This is a genomic window from Myxococcus sp. MxC21-1 (assembly GCF_032612255.1).
Taxonomy (GTDB): Bacteria; Myxococcota; Myxococcia; order Myxococcales; family Myxococcaceae; genus Myxococcus; species Myxococcus virescens.
In genome coordinates, this window is sequence record NZ_CP123278.1 from 61,608 (window position 1) to 79,738 (window position 18,131).

17 protein-coding genes and 1 pseudogene are annotated in these 18,131 nt (G+C 70.3%); 10 read left to right on the forward strand and 8 right to left on the reverse strand.

Going from position 1 to position 18,131, the window contains the following annotated elements:
- Positions 1-21: 21 nt before the first annotated feature.
- The gene (gene ppk1, locus QEG98_RS00295; protein ID WP_316565302.1) at positions 22-2,184 is read right to left on the reverse strand and encodes a polyphosphate kinase 1; all 2,163 of its coding nucleotides are present in this window, start codon (positions 2,182-2,184) and stop codon (positions 22-24) included.
- A 182-nt stretch (positions 2,185-2,366) separates the two neighbouring features.
- Here ppk1 and QEG98_RS00300 point away from each other — a divergent pair, with 182 nt between their 5' ends.
- Both QEG98_RS00300 and QEG98_RS00305 read left to right on the forward strand, forming a co-directional pair.
- Positions 2,367-2,864, forward strand: coding sequence for a hypothetical protein (locus QEG98_RS00300; protein ID WP_171410499.1), 498 nt, complete (start codon positions 2,367-2,369; stop codon positions 2,862-2,864).
- A gap of 99 nt (positions 2,865-2,963) precedes the next feature.
- Positions 2,964-3,518 (forward strand): hypothetical protein, encoded by a 555-nt coding sequence (locus QEG98_RS00305; RefSeq protein WP_316565303.1) that lies wholly within the window; start codon positions 2,964-2,966, stop codon positions 3,516-3,518.
- A 71-nt stretch (positions 3,519-3,589) separates the two neighbouring features.
- Here QEG98_RS00305 and QEG98_RS00310 read toward each other — a convergent pair whose 3' ends face one another.
- The gene (locus tag QEG98_RS00310) at positions 3,590-4,318 is read right to left on the reverse strand and encodes a hypothetical protein (RefSeq protein ID WP_316565304.1); all 729 of its coding nucleotides are present in this window, start codon (positions 4,316-4,318) and stop codon (positions 3,590-3,592) included.
- Positions 4,319-4,432: 114 nt separating this feature from the next.
- Between QEG98_RS00310 and QEG98_RS00315 the strand changes: the two genes are divergently transcribed.
- The 4 genes from QEG98_RS00315 to QEG98_RS41535 all read left to right on the forward strand — a co-directional run bounded on the left by QEG98_RS00315 (position 4,433) and on the right by QEG98_RS41535 (position 8,298).
- Complete coding sequence (locus QEG98_RS00315) at positions 4,433-4,648, forward strand: hypothetical protein (RefSeq protein WP_316565305.1); 216 nt, start codon at positions 4,433-4,435, stop codon at positions 4,646-4,648.
- A gap of 252 nt (positions 4,649-4,900) precedes the next feature.
- Positions 4,901-5,854, forward strand: coding sequence for a hypothetical protein (locus tag QEG98_RS00320; RefSeq protein WP_316565306.1), 954 nt, complete (start codon positions 4,901-4,903; stop codon positions 5,852-5,854).
- 168 nt (positions 5,855-6,022) lie between these two features.
- Positions 6,023-7,126: a PAS domain-containing protein gene (locus tag QEG98_RS41530; RefSeq protein ID WP_410477918.1), complete on the forward strand. Its 1,104-nt coding sequence runs from the start codon at positions 6,023-6,025 to the stop codon at positions 7,124-7,126.
- Complete coding sequence (locus QEG98_RS41535) at positions 7,114-8,298, forward strand: ATP-binding protein (protein WP_410477919.1); 1,185 nt, start codon at positions 7,114-7,116, stop codon at positions 8,296-8,298. Before QEG98_RS41530 ends, QEG98_RS41535 begins: the two co-directional genes overlap by 13 nt.
- Before the next feature lie 9 nt (positions 8,299-8,307).
- On the opposite strand, the gene QEG98_RS00330 is transcribed toward QEG98_RS41535, so the two are convergent.
- The 4 genes from QEG98_RS00330 to QEG98_RS00345 form a co-directional block, all read right to left on the reverse strand.
- The gene (locus QEG98_RS00330; RefSeq protein WP_316565307.1) at positions 8,308-9,207 is read right to left on the reverse strand and encodes an MBL fold metallo-hydrolase; all 900 of its coding nucleotides are present in this window, start codon (positions 9,205-9,207) and stop codon (positions 8,308-8,310) included.
- Between the two features lie 140 nt (positions 9,208-9,347).
- Positions 9,348-9,851 carry a cupin domain-containing protein gene (locus QEG98_RS00335; protein ID WP_090491093.1) on the reverse strand — a complete coding sequence of 168 codons (504 nt, stop codon included), beginning with the start codon at positions 9,849-9,851 and terminating at the stop codon, positions 9,348-9,350.
- A gap of 184 nt (positions 9,852-10,035) precedes the next feature.
- Positions 10,036-10,965 carry a TIGR02266 family protein gene (locus QEG98_RS00340; RefSeq protein WP_143043153.1) on the reverse strand — a complete coding sequence of 310 codons (930 nt, stop codon included), beginning with the start codon at positions 10,963-10,965 and terminating at the stop codon, positions 10,036-10,038.
- 141 nt (positions 10,966-11,106) lie between these two features.
- Complete coding sequence (locus QEG98_RS00345) at positions 11,107-12,459, reverse strand: RtcB family protein (RefSeq protein WP_316565308.1); 1,353 nt, start codon at positions 12,457-12,459, stop codon at positions 11,107-11,109.
- 277 nt (positions 12,460-12,736) lie between these two features.
- On the opposite strand from QEG98_RS00345, the gene QEG98_RS00350 reads away from it, so the two are divergent.
- The 3 genes from QEG98_RS00350 (at position 12,737) to QEG98_RS00360 (ending at position 14,765) form a co-directional block, all read left to right on the forward strand.
- The gene (locus QEG98_RS00350) at positions 12,737-13,069 is read left to right on the forward strand and encodes a hypothetical protein (RefSeq protein ID WP_316565309.1); all 333 of its coding nucleotides are present in this window, start codon (positions 12,737-12,739) and stop codon (positions 13,067-13,069) included.
- A 359-nt stretch (positions 13,070-13,428) separates the two neighbouring features.
- A complete protein-coding gene (locus QEG98_RS00355) occupies positions 13,429-14,343 on the forward strand; it encodes a sigma-70 family RNA polymerase sigma factor (protein WP_316565310.1) in 915 nt (304 codons plus the stop codon).
- Positions 14,344-14,441: 98 nt separating this feature from the next.
- Positions 14,442-14,765 carry a pilus assembly protein N-terminal domain-containing protein gene (locus QEG98_RS00360; protein WP_090491088.1) on the forward strand — a complete coding sequence of 108 codons (324 nt, stop codon included), beginning with the start codon at positions 14,442-14,444 and terminating at the stop codon, positions 14,763-14,765.
- A gap of 780 nt (positions 14,766-15,545) precedes the next feature.
- Here the strand turns inward: QEG98_RS00360 and QEG98_RS00365 are convergent.
- Positions 15,546-15,656 (reverse strand): annotated as a pseudogene (locus QEG98_RS00365) (hypothetical protein); the annotation flags it as partial.
- A 189-nt stretch (positions 15,657-15,845) separates the two neighbouring features.
- On the opposite strand from QEG98_RS00365, the gene QEG98_RS00370 reads away from it, so the two are divergent.
- The gene (locus QEG98_RS00370) at positions 15,846-17,282 is read left to right on the forward strand and encodes a protein kinase domain-containing protein (RefSeq protein WP_316565311.1); all 1,437 of its coding nucleotides are present in this window, start codon (positions 15,846-15,848) and stop codon (positions 17,280-17,282) included.
- A 2-nt stretch (positions 17,283-17,284) separates the two neighbouring features.
- Here QEG98_RS00370 and QEG98_RS00375 read toward each other — a convergent pair whose 3' ends face one another.
- Complete coding sequence (locus QEG98_RS00375) at positions 17,285-18,016, reverse strand: DUF4142 domain-containing protein (RefSeq protein WP_316565312.1); 732 nt, start codon at positions 18,014-18,016, stop codon at positions 17,285-17,287.
- Between the last annotated feature and the right edge of the window lie 115 nt (positions 18,017-18,131).

Sequence of the window (18,131 nt, forward strand, 5' to 3'; positions counted from 1 at the left end):
CCCACCGAGGTGCAGGTGCTGTCAGGACAGCGGACGGCCGCCCTGGAACTGGGCCATGCGCTGGGCGCGCTCCATCATCTCGCCCTGGGCCCAGCGCTTCTCGTCACCGGCGCGCGGCAGCCGGCGGCGCCAGCCGCCATCCGCCGTCAGCTCCCAGGAGGACGTGGTGTCTGCCATGCAGCGCTCCAGCGAGTCCTTCACCTGGGCGGCCAGGCTGGCGTCCTCCACCGGCGCGAGGATTTCCACGCGGTGGTCCAGGTTGCGCGGCATCAAGTCCGCCGAGCCGATGAAGCAACGCAGCTCCGGACCGCGCTCGAAGATGTAGATGCGCGAGTGCTCCAGGAAGCGGCCCAGCACGGACACCACGCGGATGTTCTCCGACACGCCGGGAACGCCCGGGCGCAGGCAGCAGATGCCGCGCACGTTCAGCTCCACCTTCACGCCCGCGCGGGACGCCTCGTAGAGGGCGTGGATGATGCCGGGGTCCACCAGCGCGTTCATCTTCATCTGGATGCGCGCGGGGCGCTCGGCCGTGTGCGCGGCGACGGTGCGCTTGATTTCCTCCAGCAGGCCCTGGCGCATGGTGAGCGGGGCCACCAGCAGCTTGCGGAAGCTCTTCGGCCGGCCAAACCCGGTGAGGTAGTTGAAGACGTCCGCCACGTCCGCGCCAATGTCCGGGTCCGTGGTGAACAGGCCCATGTCCGTGTAGAGGCGCGCCGTCTTCGGGTTGTAGTTGCCCGTGCCGATGTGCACGTAGTGCCGCACCTTGTCGCCCTCGCGCCGGACGATGAGGATGGCCTTCGCGTGCGTCTTCAGGGACGGAATCCCGTAGACGACGTGCACGCCCGCCTCTTCCAGCGCGTTGGCCCAGCGGATGTTGGTGCGCTCGTCGAAGCGGGCCTTCAGCTCCACCATGCACACCGCCTGCTTGCCGCGCTCGGTGGCGGTAATCAGCGCGGGCACCAGGGGCGAACTGTCCGACGTGCGGTACACCGTCTGCTTGATGGCCAGCACGTCCGGGTCGGCCACGGCCTCGGTGACGAAGCGCTCCACGGAGGTGGCGAAGGACTCGTAGGGGTGGTGGACCAGCAGGTCCCCCCGGCGCATGGACGACATCACCGTGCCGCCATCCGGCGCGTCCGCGTCCGCGCGCAGGCGGGCCTGGGTGACAGGGACCCACGGCGGGTCCTTCAGCTCCGGGAAGCCCGGGGCGAAGGCGATGGACTGCAAGTCATTGAGGCCCACCAGGCCGTGCTCCTCGTAGACCTGGCGCGCCTCCAGGCCCATGGCCTCCACCAGCGGCTCGAGCAGCTTGGGGCTCATGCCGGCCTGGACTTCCATGCGGATGACGTCGCCGAAGCGGCGCTCGCGCAGCTCCGTCTCCACGGCCTTGAGCAGGTCCTCCGCGTCCTCGGACACGGTGAAGTCCGCGTCGCGGGTGACGCGGAAGGTGCCCCAGCTCAGCACCTCCATGCCGGGGAACAAGTCCCCCAGGTGCTGGGCGATGATTTCCTCCAAGGGGACGAAGACGTTGCCCTTGAGGGGCAGGAAGCGCGGCAGCAGCTCCTTGGGCACCTTCACCCGGGCCACGCTCTCCTCGTCCGCGTCCGGGTCTCTCAGCAGCACCGCCAGGCTGAGCGACAGGTTGGAGATGTAGGGAAAGTGCCGCCCCAGGCCGATGGCCAGCGGGGTGAGGACGGGGAAAATCTGCTCCTTGAAGCGCTGGTCCACCTGGGCGCGCTGCTCGGCGTCCAGATTCCTGGCGGAGAGGATGCGCAGGCCCTTTTCGGCCAGGGCGGGGCGGAGCACCTTCTCGAAGGCGTCGCCGTGCCGGCGCGTCTGCTTGAGGATGCCGTCGTGCAGCTTGTCCAGGGTGTCGCTGGGAGAGGCGCCGTCGGGAACCAGGCGCGCCACGCCGCCGCGAATCTGCTCGTGCAGACGGGCGACGCGAATCATGAAGAACTCGTCCAGGTTGCGCGCGTAGATGGCGATGAACTTCAGCCGCTCCAGCAGCGGAATCTCCGGAGACTCGGCGAGTTGGAGGACGCGGTCATTGAAGGCCATCCAGGACAGCTCTCGGTTGAAGAAGAGCTCCGTGTCCTTCGACTCCGCGCCGGCCGGGAGCACGTCCCGGTTGGAGGGCTTCTGGGTGACGCTGCGACCGCCGCCGCCGCGTTTCGGCATGGTGACGTGACTCCTCGTTGACTCCCTTGGAGGGGATGTAGCAGGCCGACCCCCTGCTCATTGTAAACTCGCGTGTGACCTGGGAGAGGGAGCCGTCAGGCGATGTAAGCCCTCCCAGGTGGGCGGGCAGGGAGAAAGGGCGGGAGGCGTGGACTTTGTTGCATCCGCGATATGAGGACTGCATGTCAGGCGACGTGAGCGCGACGGAGACGAACCCCCAGGCGGACGCGGCCAGCGGCCTCTTCACGGCCTTCCAGAAGGACAGGAAGGTGCCTCGGGGACGGTGGGTGGGCGCCCTGCTGATGGCCCTGATACCGGTGGTGCTGGGCGTGGGCTTCTGGACCCTCGCCAAGGGCGAGGAGAAGACGTTCCGCATCGTCACGCCCCAAGGCTTCAAGTCCATGCGGGGGGGGATGACGACGGAGCAGGTGCGCGCCGTGCTCGGACGGCCCATCACCCTGGAGCGGGACACCAGCGGGGCGGAGTGCTACCGCTACGGGCAGCCCAACTTCGTCAACCCGCAGTTCCTCATCTATTCGGTCTGCTACGAGGACGGGAAGCTGCGGGACGTGAAGACGCACCAGTACTCCGCCTGGAACGTGGACCCCGCCACGGGGACGTTCGCGGCGCCGGGCGGGGAGCCCGCGGACGCGGCGCCCGTGCCCGCGCAGGAAGGCTGAGCAGGGCCTTTCATGCCGAAACGATGATGGAACCATGCGTGGCTGCCCGCGGGCCGCGGGTGCCAGGCTCCCTCCGTTCCATGCAACGGAGGTCGCACCATGCGGCGTTTCTCTCGGGGGCTCGCGGTTCTCCTGGCGGTAGCGGGGCTTTCGTCCGCAGCGGCGTCTGACGACGTCATCGGGTACGAGGCGCCCAGCGAGGAGGCCTTGCGCTGCCTCAGTGAGGACCTGCCCGTGACGGTGAAGGTCGACCATGTCCTCACGGGTTGTTGGGTGTTCACCCAAAGCACCTTCTACCTGAAGGTGACGCAAAGCGGCGCGGAGGTCTCTGGCCGAGGGGACGACTGGGAAGACCCGGTCAAACTCAGTCCGAGGAAGCTGTCCCGGGCCGAAGGTGAGCGCATCCTTCGGGATTTGATGAGCGCGATGCTTCGTCGTGAGTCCGAGTCGGCCTCAGGTCATGCGCCGACCCGTTACGTGACCACGGTCGAGTGGGCCTGTGGTGGTGCCAGGGGGACGAAGCGCGGCACGGTGGCGTTCACGGCACCCGCCTACGACTTGTATTCCACGGATGAGGAAGAGGGAGACACCTACGCGCGCGCCGTTGGCGTCCGTGACGTCGTGGTGAAGGCGCTCCGGCAGGCGCATCGCTGACACGCTGGGAATCCAACGCATGAGCGCGGGCGTGCTCCATCGAGGCACTCCGCCACAAGGGTTGCCTTTCGTTACCGGCAGTTGGAATCCGCATCGTTGTTCGCGCCATCCGCGCACCGGCCCGTCTCCGTGGCCCCGTCCTCGCTGATGTGGAGCGTGTACCGGATGGGCGTGTCCTGGTCGGGATTCGCCATGCCGTCCACCACCACCAGCACCGTCTGGCCCTGCGCCAGTGTCACCTTCACGGCGGACGAGCCTTGGGGACCCCCGTTCGAGTTGGAGGCGCAACCCAGCTCCGTGCCCCGGCAACCCGTGAGCACGTAGAGCGCGTTGCCCCACTCGCTCGGTGCCGTGTCGAAGACGTAGGTGCCCGCCCGTGGCGCAGTCCACAGGTGCGCGCGGTCCTGCTGGAGCAGCGCGCCGCAGGTGCCCTGGAAGCCGTCACCGGAACCCGCCGTCTCGCCATGGAACGTCACCGGCAGCGCGCTGCCCAAGTCATGGTGCGCGCAGCCACGGCCGCCGCAGCCCGGCGCGTCGTGGCAGTCCGTGTCCGCGCAGTCCACCCAGCGGTCCCCATCATTGTCCATGCCGTCGAAGCAGGAGCCCGCCTCGCTGGCCCGCAGCTCATCGATGTGCAGCTCGAAGTACCCCGCGCTGAACCGGTCCAGGCTCGCCGAGTCCACCACCACCAGCACCGTCTGTCCCTGCACCAGCGGCACCGAGACACGCGCGCCGCCGCCGTAGCTGATGCCGTCCTTCGCGCACGCCAGCTCCGCGCCCCCGCAGCCGCCGCTGCGCACGGAGACGAGCGAGCGGGTGGCCGACTTCGCCGTGTCGAAGGTGAAGAGCGCGCTCTTGGGCGCCGTCCACAGGAAGCCCCGGTCCGGCGCGCCGCTCCCGCCGCATGAGGACTGATGGTCATCCCCGCGTGCGCGGTGGAGCCCTTCACCATCACCGGCAACACGCTGCCCAGGTTCCGGTCCACGCACACGGAGGCGCTCGCCGCGCAGACGTTGGGAACACCCGTCGCTCCGCAGGACTCGGGCGCCGTGCAGGTGCCACACGCCAGGAACCCGCCACACCCGTCCGGCACGGTGCCGCAATCCTTGCCCAGCAGGCCGCAGGTGTAGGGGTGGCAGGAAGGCGCCGCGCACACGTTGGGCGTGCCGCCACCTCCACACGTCTCTCCATTCGCGCATGCCCCGCACTGGAGCGCGCCGCCGCACCCGTCCGGCACGGTGCCGCAGTCCTTGCCCAGCGACTCGCAGGTGGCCGGTGTGCAGAGGGGACGGCCACAGACGTGGTCCACGCCGCCTCCGCCGCATGTCTCGCCCGCCGGGCAGAGGCCACAGTGCAGGAGTCCGCCGCAGCCATCGGGCACGGTGCCGCAGTTCTTTCCCTGGGACTCGCAGGTGAGCGGGGTGCACACGCCGCCGCCGCACACGTTGGGCTCGGCGCCGCCGCACGTCTGGCCGTCCGCGCAGACGCCGCAGTCGAGCATGCCGCCGCACCCGTCCGCCACCGGCCCGCAGTTCTTCCCCAGCGTCTCACACGTCCCCGGCGTACACGGCGAGTTGCCGCAGACATTGGGCACGCCGCCGCCGCCACACGTCAGTCCGCCCGCGCAGGCCCCACAGTCGAGCATGCCGCCGCAGCCGTCGGACACCGGCCCGCAGTCCTTCCCCAGCGCGTCGCAGGTGGCCCGCTTGCAGATGCCGCGACCACACACGTTGGGCGCGCCGCCGCCCCCGCACGTCAGTCCGTCCGCGCAGACGCCACAGTCGAGCATGCCGCCACAGCCGTCCGGTACGGCGCCGCAGTCGCGCGCCAGCGACTCACAGGTGTCCGGCGTGCAGGTGGGCTCGCCGCATGCGTTGGGTGTGCCTCCGCCGCCGCAGGACTCGGGCGCCGTGCAGGTGCCGCAGTCGAGCACGTCTTCACAGCCATCCGAGACTGGTCCGCAGTCCTTCCCCAGGGCCTCACAGGTGGTGGGCTCGCAGGGCGCCGGTCCGCACACGTTGTGCCGGCCACCGCCTCCGCACACCTCACCGGGGCCACAGGCGCCGCAGTCGAGCGTGCCGCCGCAGCCGTCAATGGCGATGCCGCAGTCCATGCCCTGGGAGGCGCACGTCATGGGCTCGCAGGAGGACACCGGCCGGCGGCTGTCCGCGTCTTCGTACGGTTGTGTCTGGCTGCACGCCACCCACAGCACCAGCCCACACGTCCAGAACCACGCTCCCCGCCGCCCCGCTCCGCGCATGCGCTCCCGTCCCGCCCAGGCCACCACCCGCGCCCAACGTGGGTCCGGGCTGCGCGCGTGCCCAGCCAGGGTGTAAGGCGGGGTTGGACGGTGCACACACCGCGACGCGCGGGCACGGGCGCCGTCTGCCCGGGCGCCTGGTTTCCAACGTTCGCGTCACCCGGCGAGCCCCCTGGATTCAGGATGCGGAGCGCTTCACCCTGCCCGAGGGCATGGGCGGTGGACCGTCTGGGGAGGAGGGGAGGTGGCACGTCCGTGGACGTTCGCGCAGCGCGCGGGCGCCGGCTTCATCATCTCGTTGGTGGTGGCGCTCGTGCTGGCGGGAACGTCCGTGGTGGCGCTGCTCTCCGTGCGGGCCAATCACAAGGCGCGCATCCTGGAGCTGTCCCGGGACGTGCTGGACATCAAACAACTGGAGCGGGCCTTCAACGACAAGGTCGTCAGTGGCCGGGGCTTCGCTTTATCGGGAGATACCTTCTTCGCCCAGGACATGTCCGTCGCGCGCGAGCGCTTCATCGCCACCTACGAAGCCCTGAAGCGCCGGCTCACCCAGGAGCCCCTGGCCACGCAACTGGAGGCCGTCTCCCACGCGGAGCTGGAGCACGAGGAGGCCATGCAGGCGCTCATCATGGAGCGCGAGGACGGCGTGCCCCGCCAGCGGCTGGAGCAGATTTTCGACGGCCACGTGGCGGACACGCGCCGCCGTGCCATGGACAGCCTCCGGATGCTCCACCATCAGACGGAGGCCCGGCTGTCCGAGGGCATCCATGAGAGCCTGGCCACGGACCGCAGCGCGCTCGGGCTGTCGCTGCTCGCGGGGAGCCTGGGCCTCGCGGGCGCCACGATGCTGGCGTGGACGCTGACGCGCAAGCTGCGGCCCATCCAGCAGGAGGCCGAGGCCAGCGCCGAGCGCTTCCAGCTCCTCGTGGAGGGGGTGCGCGACTACGCCTTGTTCCTGCTGGATGCGCGGGGCCGGGTGGAGAGCTGGAACCCGGGCGCGGAGCGCATCATGGGCTACCGCGAGGCGGAAATCCTGGGCCAGCCCTCCAGCGTCTTCTACCCGCCGGATGCGGTGGCGGCGGGGATTCCGGACAAGGACCTGGTGCGGGCCCGGAGGGATGGGCGGCTGCACACGGAGGGGTGGCGAGTGCGGAAGGACGGATCGCGCTATCTGGCGGACGTCAACGTCACCGTGCTCCAGGACGCGCGCGGGCAGCCGCGCGGCTTCGCCAAGGTGACGCGCGACATCACCGAGCGGCGCCGGGCCGAGCGCACGCAGCAACTGCTGGCGGAGGCGGGGGCCTCTTCCACCAGTTCCAGGACCCCGACCAGACGGTGGCCGAGCTGACGCGCATCATGGTGCCGGAGGTGGCGGACGCCTGCCTGCTCTACCTGCTGACGGCCAGTGGCGACCTCTGGCCTCGCGCGGTGGCGCACGCGATGCCGGAGAAGGAGGCGTGGCTGTGGGACGCGGCGCGGCGCTTTCCGCCGCCGCCAGAGTCTCCGTGGGGCATCTGGCAGGTGATGCGCACCGGGCGCTCCGAGCTCAAGAGCGACGTGTCTCCGGAGACCCTGGCCCGGGGGCTGGTGGGCCCCGAGCACCTCTCGTTGATGGAGAAGGTGGGCGTGCGCTCCTACCTCGGCGTGCCGCTGCGGGTGGGGCGGCAGACGCGCGGCGTGTTCGTGCTGCTGACGTCCGCGCCGGAGCGCCGGCTGACGGTGACGGACCAGGTCTTCGTGGAGGAGGTGGCGGGACGCGCCGCGCTCGCGCTGGACAACGCCCGGCTCTGGAGCGAGGCGCAGGACGCGGTGGAGCTCATCGGCGTGGCGGCGCACGACTTGGGCAATCCGTTGAACACGCTGCAGTTGCTGCTGCGAAGGCTTCAGCGGATGGAGCTCGCGGAGGAGCAGAAGGCGCGCGACGGGCTGGCGGCGGCGCTGAAGCAGACGCAGCGGTTGGGGCAGCTGCTGCACAACCTGCTGGACCTGTCGCGGCTGTCATCGGGGAAGCTGATGCTGGACGTGGCGCCGGTGGACCTGTCGGACCTGGCGCACGAGGTGGTGGAGCGCTTCGCCGAACAGGCTGCGGAGGCGGGCTGCAAGCTGGAGTTCGGCGCGGAATTGGGGCTGGTGGGCCGGTGGGACCGGCTGCGGTTGGACCGGGTGGTGACGAACCTCTTGTCCAACGCGCTGAAGTTCGGCAGGGGACGGCCGGTGGAGGTCCGGGTGGAGCACGCGGGCGTGGCGCGGGCGCGGCTGTGCGTGAGAGACCGCGGCGTGGGCATTGCCCCGGAGGCGCAGCGGCGCATCTTCGAGCGCTTCGAAAGAGAGCCCTCCGGCGGCCAGCATGCGGGCTTCGGGCTGGGGCTCTACATCGTCCGGCAGCTGGTGGAGGCGCACGGCGGCACCATCCGCGTGGAGAGCGCCCCCAGCGAGGGCGCCACCTTCATCGTGGAGTTGCCGCTGATGCTGCTGGGCTCGGAGCTGCGCGAGCCACCCGATATTCCCCTGCACTCGTGAGCCCGCCCGTCACGCGTGCAGCGGCGGCCGGGTGTCCACGAAGGTCCGCAGGGGCGACCGCTCCGGCGCCTTCTCCTGCTCCTCCAGCAGCTCGAACTCCAGCGAGTCATGCGCGCAGAACACGGTGACGTCCCGTCCGTGCCGCTGCACCAACTCGCGCAGCCGGCGCATGTTGTGCCAGCGCAGGTAGCCGTCCTTCTGCATCAGCTTCTGGTAGGCGCGCAGCCCTGGCGTGCACCGGTACCGGTCCGGGGCCATCTCCCCGTGGTAGAAGTACGCGTCTCCGGCGTGCAGCAGCCAGCCGCCGCCATTCTGGATGGCCACGCCCGCGTGGCCCAGGGTGTGGCCCGGCAGCGGCACCAGCAGGATTTCCGGCGGCAGGCCTGCCAAATCCCGCACGCACTCGAAGCCGAACCAGCGCTCACCGCCTCCACCGGAGGGGTACGTCACCCACTGCGTCTCGTGCATCCACTGCAGCGGCCGGTAGCGGCGCCGGTCCAACGGCGTCGCCTGGGCCACGGCGCCCTGGTACTCGTCCGACAGCAGGTGGACCCGGGCGTGCGGGAAGTCGTCCAGGCCGCCGGCATGGTCGAAGTCCAGGTGGGTGAGGACGATGTCGCGCACGTCCCTGGCCTGGAAGCCCATGCGCTCAATCTGTCGGATGGCCGTGGAGCCCTCGTTGAGCTGGGGCCGCGTCAGCAGGTCGAGGAACAGGGGCGACAGCCGGGGGCGCCGGTGCTTCACGTCCTCCAGGCCGAAGCCGGTGTCCACCAGGATGAGCCCCTGCCGGCCCTCCACCAGGAGGCAGTGACACGTCAGCGCCGCGGGCCCCGTGAAGCCCTTTCGCCCGTCCACCAGCCGGCCGCCCGGTGGGCACATGGTGGTGCAGTTCAGGTGGTGGATGCGCATCGCTTCCGCTCCTCGGCAGGGAGCCGCTCGGGCGGCCCGGGTCCGGAGCTAAAGGTGCGCCGCGCGACGCCGCGGAGGAATCCGCGCAAGCGGGATGGCAGGAGGCTCGCCCGCCCGGCGGGGGTGCCTGGATGTCCGCTTCAGAGCTGCAGCAGGTGCTCGGCCGTCCGCTCCTCGCGGACGTTGCCGGTGTTGAGCGTGGTGGCGGGCTCGAAGAGCAGGACGTGGACCTCCTCCTCCGCCACGGGCCGGTGCTCCACGCCGCGAGGAATGATGATGAACTCGCCTGGGCCCACGTCCACCGTGCGCTCGCGCAGCTCCATGCGCAGCTGGCCGTGGAGCACGAGGAACAGCTCGTCCTCGGCGTCGTGCTGGTGCCAGACGAAGGGGCCGTGGAGCCGGGCCAGCCGGACGTGTTGGCCGTTCAGCTCGCCCACCACCTTCGGGGACCCGTGCTCGGAGAAGAGGGCCAGCTTCTGCGCGAGGTTGACCTTGTCCACCTCGGGGGCCGGCGTCTCCAGGGCGTCGCGCGCGGGCGGGGTGCCCGTGCCTTCCAAGGCACGGGCAGTGTCGGCGTGGCGGCGGGAGTCCCAGCGCGGACGACGTCCGGCGAGGACCGTGGGGCTGCGATGAGGCGCGCTCATGCGGGTGTCATCTCCTTCCGCGGCGCCGCTGCATTGGCTTGCGCCATGAGTTCGTCGTCGGAGTGTCTGTCTTCTGCGGAGGATAATCCCGCCTGTCAGCGCGCGGGAGTGGCCGCGAGGTCGACTACCCGACGGATGACGTGAAACATCGCGCCCGCGTGTCACGAAGGCGTCTGTCTCGAGCTCAGTCCGGGAAGAACATCGGGTCGCGCGTGGTGACGAACGCGGAGATGGCGCTGGCCACTTCCGCTGGCAGCCCGGTGAATTGCACACCCACGCCTGGCATCAGCTCCGGCGTGCGGGAATTGGCCTCGCGCACCCAGCGCACCACGCCCGTCACCTTCATGGGCCGGCCGCCTGGCAGGGTGAAGTCCAGCTCCACCTGCGTGCCGCGTGGCACCGCGTCCACGGTGGCGATGAAGACGCCACCCTCGCTGAGGTCCAGTGAGAAACCCGTGAAGAAGTTGGAGTCGCTGCGCATGTCGATGGACGTGTGCATCCGCACCCGTCCGTTGCGCCGCGCGTCGTTCTCAGGCGGGGTGGCGGGCCGGGCCGCGGCTGCTGGGAGCGGCGCGTGCCCCTGGGCCCTCGCCGCGGCGGCCGCCCGCGCCAGCTCGGCCTGGCGGGCCTTGGCGGCTTCGTGTTGTGCCCGCGACGCGGCTTCCTGGCGGGCCCTGGCCGCCTCGGCCTGACGCTTGAGCACCGCTTCCGCCTCGGTCACCGCGCGGGCCACCTGCGCCGCCTGCTCCTGGTGGGCTCGCAGCAGGGACTGCATCTCCGAACCTGCTTGCCGCCGAGCCTGGAGCGCCGCTTGACGGGCCTCCAGGGCCCGGATGCGCGGCGCCTCCACGTCCAGCGCGGGCGCCACGGCCAACTGCAACCGGGAGGACTGTTCCCCCAACATGGGGTCGGCACCAGGGGCCTGGTGGGCCCGCGTCAGCGCCTGCCGCGTCTGCTCCAGCCGGGTGGCCAGCGCGGACGCCTCCGCAGTGGCCTGGGCGAGTTGTTCATGGAGCCGGCCCTCCAGCGTGGACAGCTCGCTCTCGGCGCGAGCCAGCTCCGCTTCACGGGAAGCAGCTGGGGGCATGCGGGCAGCAGGGGACGGCGAGCTCATGGCGAAGGACTCCAGGGGCGCCCACTGTAGCGTTCCCCGGACGGCCCCACGAGCCCCATGCGCCGAGCCGGAAATGCCCCGGGGCCGCCCGCCTCCCAGGGATTGGTGGCAGGCAGGCGGCCATGCGCCGCCCGGGCCGCCTCAGTCCGCGCCCTTGATGCAGGCCACCGGCTTGAGCCGGTAGGCCACCCGGGCCAGCCCCGCCATCTCCACCGTCTCCAAAACGTCGTCCAGGTTCTTGTAGCAGGGGCCTGACTCGTCCAGCGGCGTCTGGCGGGTGTTGAGGAGGATGCCCGCCTCGGCCATGCGCTGGTCGGTGACGTCCTGCTTCAGCACGCGCCGCGCCTCGCCACGCGACATGCGGCGGCCGGAGCCGTGATTCACCGAATAGATGGACTTCTGTGCGCCCGGCTCGGCGAAGAGGATGGCGCTGCCCGTCTCCATGGAGCCCGGGATGAGGATGGGGTGGCCCGTCTTCTCCCAGGGCGTGCCCTTCAGCGCGGGGTGTCCTCCGGGGAACGCGCGCGTGGCGCCCTTTCGGGCGACGAACTTCCCCGCCTCCTTCTGGATGAGGTTGTGGGAGATTTCGTAATACACGCTGGCCGTGCCGCCGAAGACGTCCTCCAGCGCCGCGCACACCGCCTCACCGATGATGAGCCGGTTGGCCACCGCGAAGTTGGCCGCCATGTTGTGGAGGTTCCAGTAGTCGCGGCCCAGCGGGCTCTCCGCGTCCAGCCAGACATGGTCCTCGCTGCGGCTCTTGAGGCCCAGCCGCGCGGCGCCCTCCACGAAGAAGTGCTTGGCGATGTTCCACCCGAAGCCGCGGCTGCCGGTGTGCAGCATCACCCACACGCGGCCGTCCTGGTCCACCTGCATCTCGGTGAAGTGGTTGCCGCCGCCCAGGCTGCCCAGTTGCTCACGCTTGCCGAAGGCGCGCTCGGGGATGTCCACCCGGTCGTCCTCGACGGGGATGTAGTCGCGCTCGGTGACGGACGAACCCCGGCCCAGGGCCTTGGCGCCGTGGCGCACCACGTCCGAGAAGGTGCGGTCCGTCACCCTGCGCTGCTTCTGCACGCGGCTGGCGCCCACGCCCACGGCGATGCGCTTCGTCACCTCTTCAATCCAGCGGCGGCGCTTCGTGGCGTCGGCGACGTCCTCGGCGGTGAGCGTCGTCTGCAACTGCACCATGCCGCAGCCGATGTCGTAGCCGGCGGCGGTGGGCAGGAGGATGCCGTCCGTCTCCACCACTGTGCCAATGGGGACGCCGTAGCCCAGGTGACAGTCGGGGGTGACAGCGACGCGGGTGACCCCGGGGAAGGATGCCGCATTCACCACCTGGTCAAAGACAGAGTCCTCCAGTCCAGGTTGCTCGGGGCCCTCCCCCCACAGCAACTTGTCGGACAGGAACAGGTCCGCATCGACCTTCATGCTCTTGGTCTTCGCCAGGACGTAATGGCCCTCTGAGACCTTCTCCAGCCGCTGCTTCCAACTCATGACTCTTATCCCCCAGACGGGATGAACACGCGGCAGCGACGGGAGCGTCCAGGGAAGCTGACGCCAGGAGCCGAAACCCGAAAACAGGAGCAGAGGATGCTGGGGGCACAGGCGGGAAGGCGAGCGAATTCGGAGCCGCACGAGGCCGCGGCCGGGACGTGCCCGGCCGGGCGAAAGTCAGCCCGAGAGCGGACGGCGAGGTTCCGATCGCCCCGGGACTTGTCACGTCCGGATTCCATTCCCATCCATTCCGCAGCATCCAGGTAGGGGGTGGGCGATGGGTTTCCTTGGTGGGATTTTCCTGGCGGTGGCGTTGCAGGTGGGACCCGTGGAGAAGGAGCAGGCACAGACGCCGGTGGAGGTGGCAGCCCCGGTGTTCAATCCCTCCGCGTGCGCGAAGAAGCGGGTGGACCCCTGTGGGTGTCACCATGTCTATGGCATCCGGCACTGCCACCCGAATCGGAAGGGTGACCACTGCGAGGCGCCGGTGAAGGCGGAGGTCAAGGCCCCGCGCAAGAGCCGGGACGCCTCGAAGAAGGCGGACACGCAGGCCCGGACGCGCGAGCCCGAGAAGAAGCAGCTCGACCCGAGCAAGTCCGTGTCCATGTAGGCCCGAGGCGCGCGGGCGATTCGCGGAGGAACGCGGAGACCTCGCGCGCCAGCAATTCAGGCGCGGTGACGTGGGCCACGTAGCCCTGTCCGGGCAGGATGCCCAGGCGGGCGTGGCTCAGCGTCCGCGCGAGCGCCGCGTCCGGTCCTGCGTGTGCGAGCACAGGGTGGAGCGGGGAGCCTTGTGGCGGGTGTAGCAGCCCGCGCGCCCCACGCCGCCCAAGGTCAAGGCCCTTGGCGACTTCCTGGCGCAGTTGCTCGCCGAGTTGTCGTCATGGCCGGGTGGAAACGGAGGGAGGGAACGGGGTAACAAGGCGGGTGAGCCGTGCCGCTCCAGGCACGCGCGGTGCCGAGGTGCGCATGCGAACGCAGCAGAGCCGCTCGCTCGTCTTCCTCCAGCAACTCGGCCCCGGGGCACGTGAGGGCTACGAGGCCCTGCCCGGACTGGAGGACACGCTGGTCGCGCTCTGCGCCGCGGCGCGGCAGGCCTGGCCAAGCGTGACGCTGGCGGAGGAAGACTTCCTACGCCACCTTGCTTCGTGCCTGCCACGCGACGAGGACCCCTCACGGATGCTGGCCACCGTGCATGCCGCGGACCTCTATCTGGCGTGCGCCTGTGTGCGGGGGAACGCCGCGGCGCATGTCGCGCTGGAGCGCCACGTTCTTCCCAAGGCGGCGGCGTCCTTGGCTCGGATGCGGGACACGGGTGTGGACCCCTCCGAGGTGGTTCAACACCTGCGCGAGCGGCTGCTCGTCCCAGAAGGTGACCGACCCGGACGCATGGCGGAATACCAGGGCAGTGGTCCGCTCGCGGCCTGGTTGCGGGCGGCAGCGGTGCGTACCGCCCTCAACCTCCAGCGCTCGGAGCGCCGGAGGGCCCACGCCGAAGAGGAGGCGGAGGCGCTCCCGCTGCCAACCCATGCGGGCATGGCGGACGTCGAGTTGGACTACCTGCGCAAGAACCACCGCGAGCATTTCCAGACGGCGCTCTCCGAGGCTCTGAATGCCCTGCCCACGCGGGAGCGCACCGTGCTGCGCTTGCACGTGGTGGAGGGGCTGAGCCTGGAGCGCATCGGCACCATGTACCAGACGCACAAGTCCACCGTATCGCGCTGGGTGGCCCGGGGCCGGGAGGCGGCGCTGGAGGGCACACGTCAGCGGCTGGCGGAGCGGCTTCGGCTCACCTCCGGCGAACTGCACAGCCTGATGCGGGTGGTACAGGGAGAGCTGGACCTGAGCCTGCCGTCCCTGCTGAGCACGTCTGGGGCTTCCTGAGGGGCCGCGGACTTTTTTCGCAGACGCGTGCAACGCTCCGACCTGGCCGGTGTCATCCGGGTGAAGGTGGAACAACCCCCTCTTGGAGGACACACACCATGCATCACAGAATAGGCCTTGCCCTGGTTGCGCTGGCGTTGGTGGGAGCGCCTGCGCTGGCGGAGGAGTCGAAGCCGGCCCCGTCTTCTGGAGCCTCGGCCACCACCGAGGAAACGGTGGTCGTGAAGAAGGGCAGCCATCGCGACCTTCAAATTCCGGGGATGGTCCGCATCGCGATTGACGAACCGGAGATTGCGGACATCAAGGCGCTCGGCAAAGGGGTGCTGCGCATCATCGGTCAGCAGGCCGGTGAGACAGCGCTGCTCGTGTGGGCGGGGCCCGAGAACAAGCGCAGCAGCTACCGCATCGTCGTCACCGATTGATGCAGGGCATCGGTGGCCATGGTGCCGCCATGTGGCATGAATGGAAGCCGCGCTCCTCCGCGCAGGGATGAGGGGCGTGGGCGCCGCTGGACCAGGGCTTCGCGCCGTCTGGACCGGCCGGGGGCCAGGTGCATGCGAGAGCGGTGTGTCACCTGCCGCCGCGCGAAGGCGCGTCGCAGCGGGAGGGGGTTCAGCGGATGCGGTGGGGACCATCGCCCCGCTTGTCCGAGCTGACGTGTCCGCCGTGAGCGCTGGATGCGCGGGGTCACCTCCCGAAGGTGGATGGCCACCCCCTCGAGGCTTGGAGGGCTCATCTGAAGAGAGCGCCTTCCAGAGGACCTCCGCGGCAGTCTCGACGTCTTCTTCACTCACCACCTCGCCCCGGCCCGCCCGGCGCACGAGCTCCGACAGCATGCCCCACACCATGCACTCATGGAGCCAGGTGCGGCCATTGGGAAACACCTTCTCGCGCTCGCCATGCTCGAGGACCTCCAGCACCTGTGCGCGCGTCCGTCCGTCATGCTCGCCCGGTGGGTCCGTGTCCGGATGGTTGTGAAGGAAGGTGAAGCCCACGAGGTGGGGCTGCAACAGCGCCCAGGTCGCGAACTCGCGCCAGAAGGCGATGAAGACGTCGCGAAAGCCCTGCCGCAGCGGGTCGCCATCCGCCATCTGGTAGGCGACGAAACCCGTGTAGGACAGCTCGCGTTCGGTGAGGGTCCGTATCGCCCTCGCGATGCCCTGCTTGCTGCCGTAGTAACGATACAGCGAGCCCACCGAGAGCCGCGTGGCCCGGGCCAGTTCCGCGGCCCGGACGTTGTCGAACCCCCGCTGTGCCAGCAACTCCGCCGCGTCACGCAGCCTGAAAGCGCGCATCTCCGCCAACGTGTACATCCGCCCGTCCCCCTGCCTTCGCGGCCGTCGCGTGGAAGGAACGTTCCCTCCACGACGACCTGTCTACAGGGAGGGGCTGACACGAGGTGGGAGGTCAGGTCGGCGCGCCAGCGGAGCTGCCTTCGAGGGTGGGAAGTCTCGGGTGGGCTGTTCGGCGCGGACCCGGGCTGCGATGATTCGAGGCGCGCCATGAACCCGTTGCACCGTCCTCCGATGTCCGCATGTCCGGATGAGAACCTGCTCGCGGCCTTCGTCAGTGGCTCGGCTCCCGTGGGGAAGGTGGTGGTGGTGGAAGCACACCTCGACGGTTGCGCGGACTGCCGGGCGTTGGTGGCGGCGGTGGCGGCCAGTTCCTCCCTGCCGGGCGCGGTCGCCGTTGAGCGTGAGGCGGAGGCGCCCACGCGGTGGGACACGGGCGCGGCGACGTTACCGGACGCGCGGGAGGAGCCGGTCCTGCCGCCAGGGACGCGGCTGGGGGGCTATCTGCTGCAGGGCGTGTTGGGCATGGGAGGGATGGGCGTGGTGTACGCGGCGGATGACCTGCGGCTGGGGCGGCGGGTGGCGCTCAAGCTGTTGAGGCCGCTGCTCGCGGGCGCGCAGGACCAGGGTCGTGAGCGGCTGCTTCGTGAGGCCCAGGCCATGGCGCGGCTCTCACATCCCAACGTGCTGCCGCTCTTCGAGCTGGGGACGGCGGAGGGGCACGACTTCCTGGCGATGGAGTGGGTGGACGGCACGACGCTCGCGGACTGGCTTCGGGAACGCGAGCGTCCATGGCGAGACGTGTTGGATGTCTTCCTGGCAGCGGGAGCGGGGCTGGCCGCCGCCCATCGCGCGGGCATGGTGCACCGCGACTTCAAGCCGTCCAACGTGCTGGTGGGGCGCGATGGCCGGGTACGCGTCACGGACTTCGGGCTCGCGAGGCGCGGCACAGGGGCGTCTCCCGAGGCGCCGGCCGATGTGAGCGAGGGTTCATCGAAGGCCCCCATGCTCACGGAGTGGGGGCAGGCCGCGGGAACGCCGGCGTACATGTCTCCCGAGCAGCGCGCGGGAAGGGCCGTGGACGCCCGCGGCGACCAGTACAGCTTTTGCGTCGCGCTCCACGAAGCGCTTCACGGTGAGCGCCCTGGCCACCTTGCTGCCTCCGCCGCGCCGCGAACGTCGAGCGTGCCGAGGCATCTCCGCACCGCGCTGGCGCGGGGCCTCGCGAACGCGCCCGAGGACCGCTTCCCCAGCATGGAGGCGCTGATGGCGGTGCTCTCCCAGCCTTCGCCTGCATGGGGCCGCCGGAGCATCCTGGCCCTGGCGGGAGCGGGTTCCCTGGTGGTCCTGGGCGTGCTCCTGTGGAAGCCGTCTTTTCTGTTCCAGTCCGATGCCGCCACGCCGCGAGCCGAGAGGCCCGGGCGCATGGCCGCATCGCCGGTTGTCCTGCGCGTCGGCGACGTGCACGAACTGGTCGTTCCTGGACTCCAGCGCATCGCGGTGGGCGAACCGAGCCTCGTCGAAGTCACCGTGCCGCGTCAGGGCGTGGTGCGTCTGAGGGGGAAGGAGGCGGGCAGCACGGACCTGATTACGTGGAGCCACGCCGGAGAGATGAAGTCCCGAGTCCTGGACATCACCGCGCGCTGACGTCAGCGGCCGCCGGGAGCCCTGCGTGCCTGGCGGGGAGTTTCCTGTCCCAGCAGCCGGTACGCCTGCTGCCGGTGTTCGCGCAGCGTGGGCAGCGTGTCCCCGAGCAGCGCTTGCAGCCCGGCGTTGCCGGAGAACTGCTGCTGCCCCGCCATCACCTTGGCGATGTCCGCGTCATGGTCGCCCACCATGGCGGCCAGGAAGGCGCGGTCGAACGCGGGGCCCTGGAGGGATTGGAGCTTCGCCATCGACGCTTCTTCCGCGCGCTCCATCGTCCTGGCGAAGTCGGTGTCCGCCTGGGGCTCGGCCAGCGTCAGGTTCTGCTTCCAGGCGTAGGCCATGAGGCGTTGGTCTGCTTGCCCGTGGTCCTTCACAAGCCGTGCGCCGTAGTCCTTCACGCCTTGGGCGCTGCCCTGCCGTTGAGCGAGCTGGCCCAGCTCCACCTCATGCTGGTTGGCCTGGTGGAGCTCGTCGAGGAACGCCTTCTCGTCGGTGGGGATGGGCAGCTGGCCTTGCCGCAGCAGCGCCACGCCGCGCGCATCAGGCGGAGTGCCCTGGGAACCGGCGCCCCCCGTGCCTTCCTCGAACGGCTCCGGGGCCTGCCCCTGGTCGATGGCCTCCGGACGGCCCATGCGTACCATGCTCTCCGTGTCGTCCGTGCCGTTCTGCTGCGCCAGGGCGCCGCCGCCCAGTGCGAGCGCGCCCGCCACCACCCCACCCATCCATCGCTTCATCGCCTGCCTCCCATGTCCCGAGCGAGACATCAAACCGAAGGTGGAGGCGGAGGATGGCGCGGAGCAAGGGGGCGGGCAGCGGGGCGAGGGCTCCTGTCTCAGTGCCTCCGGGGTG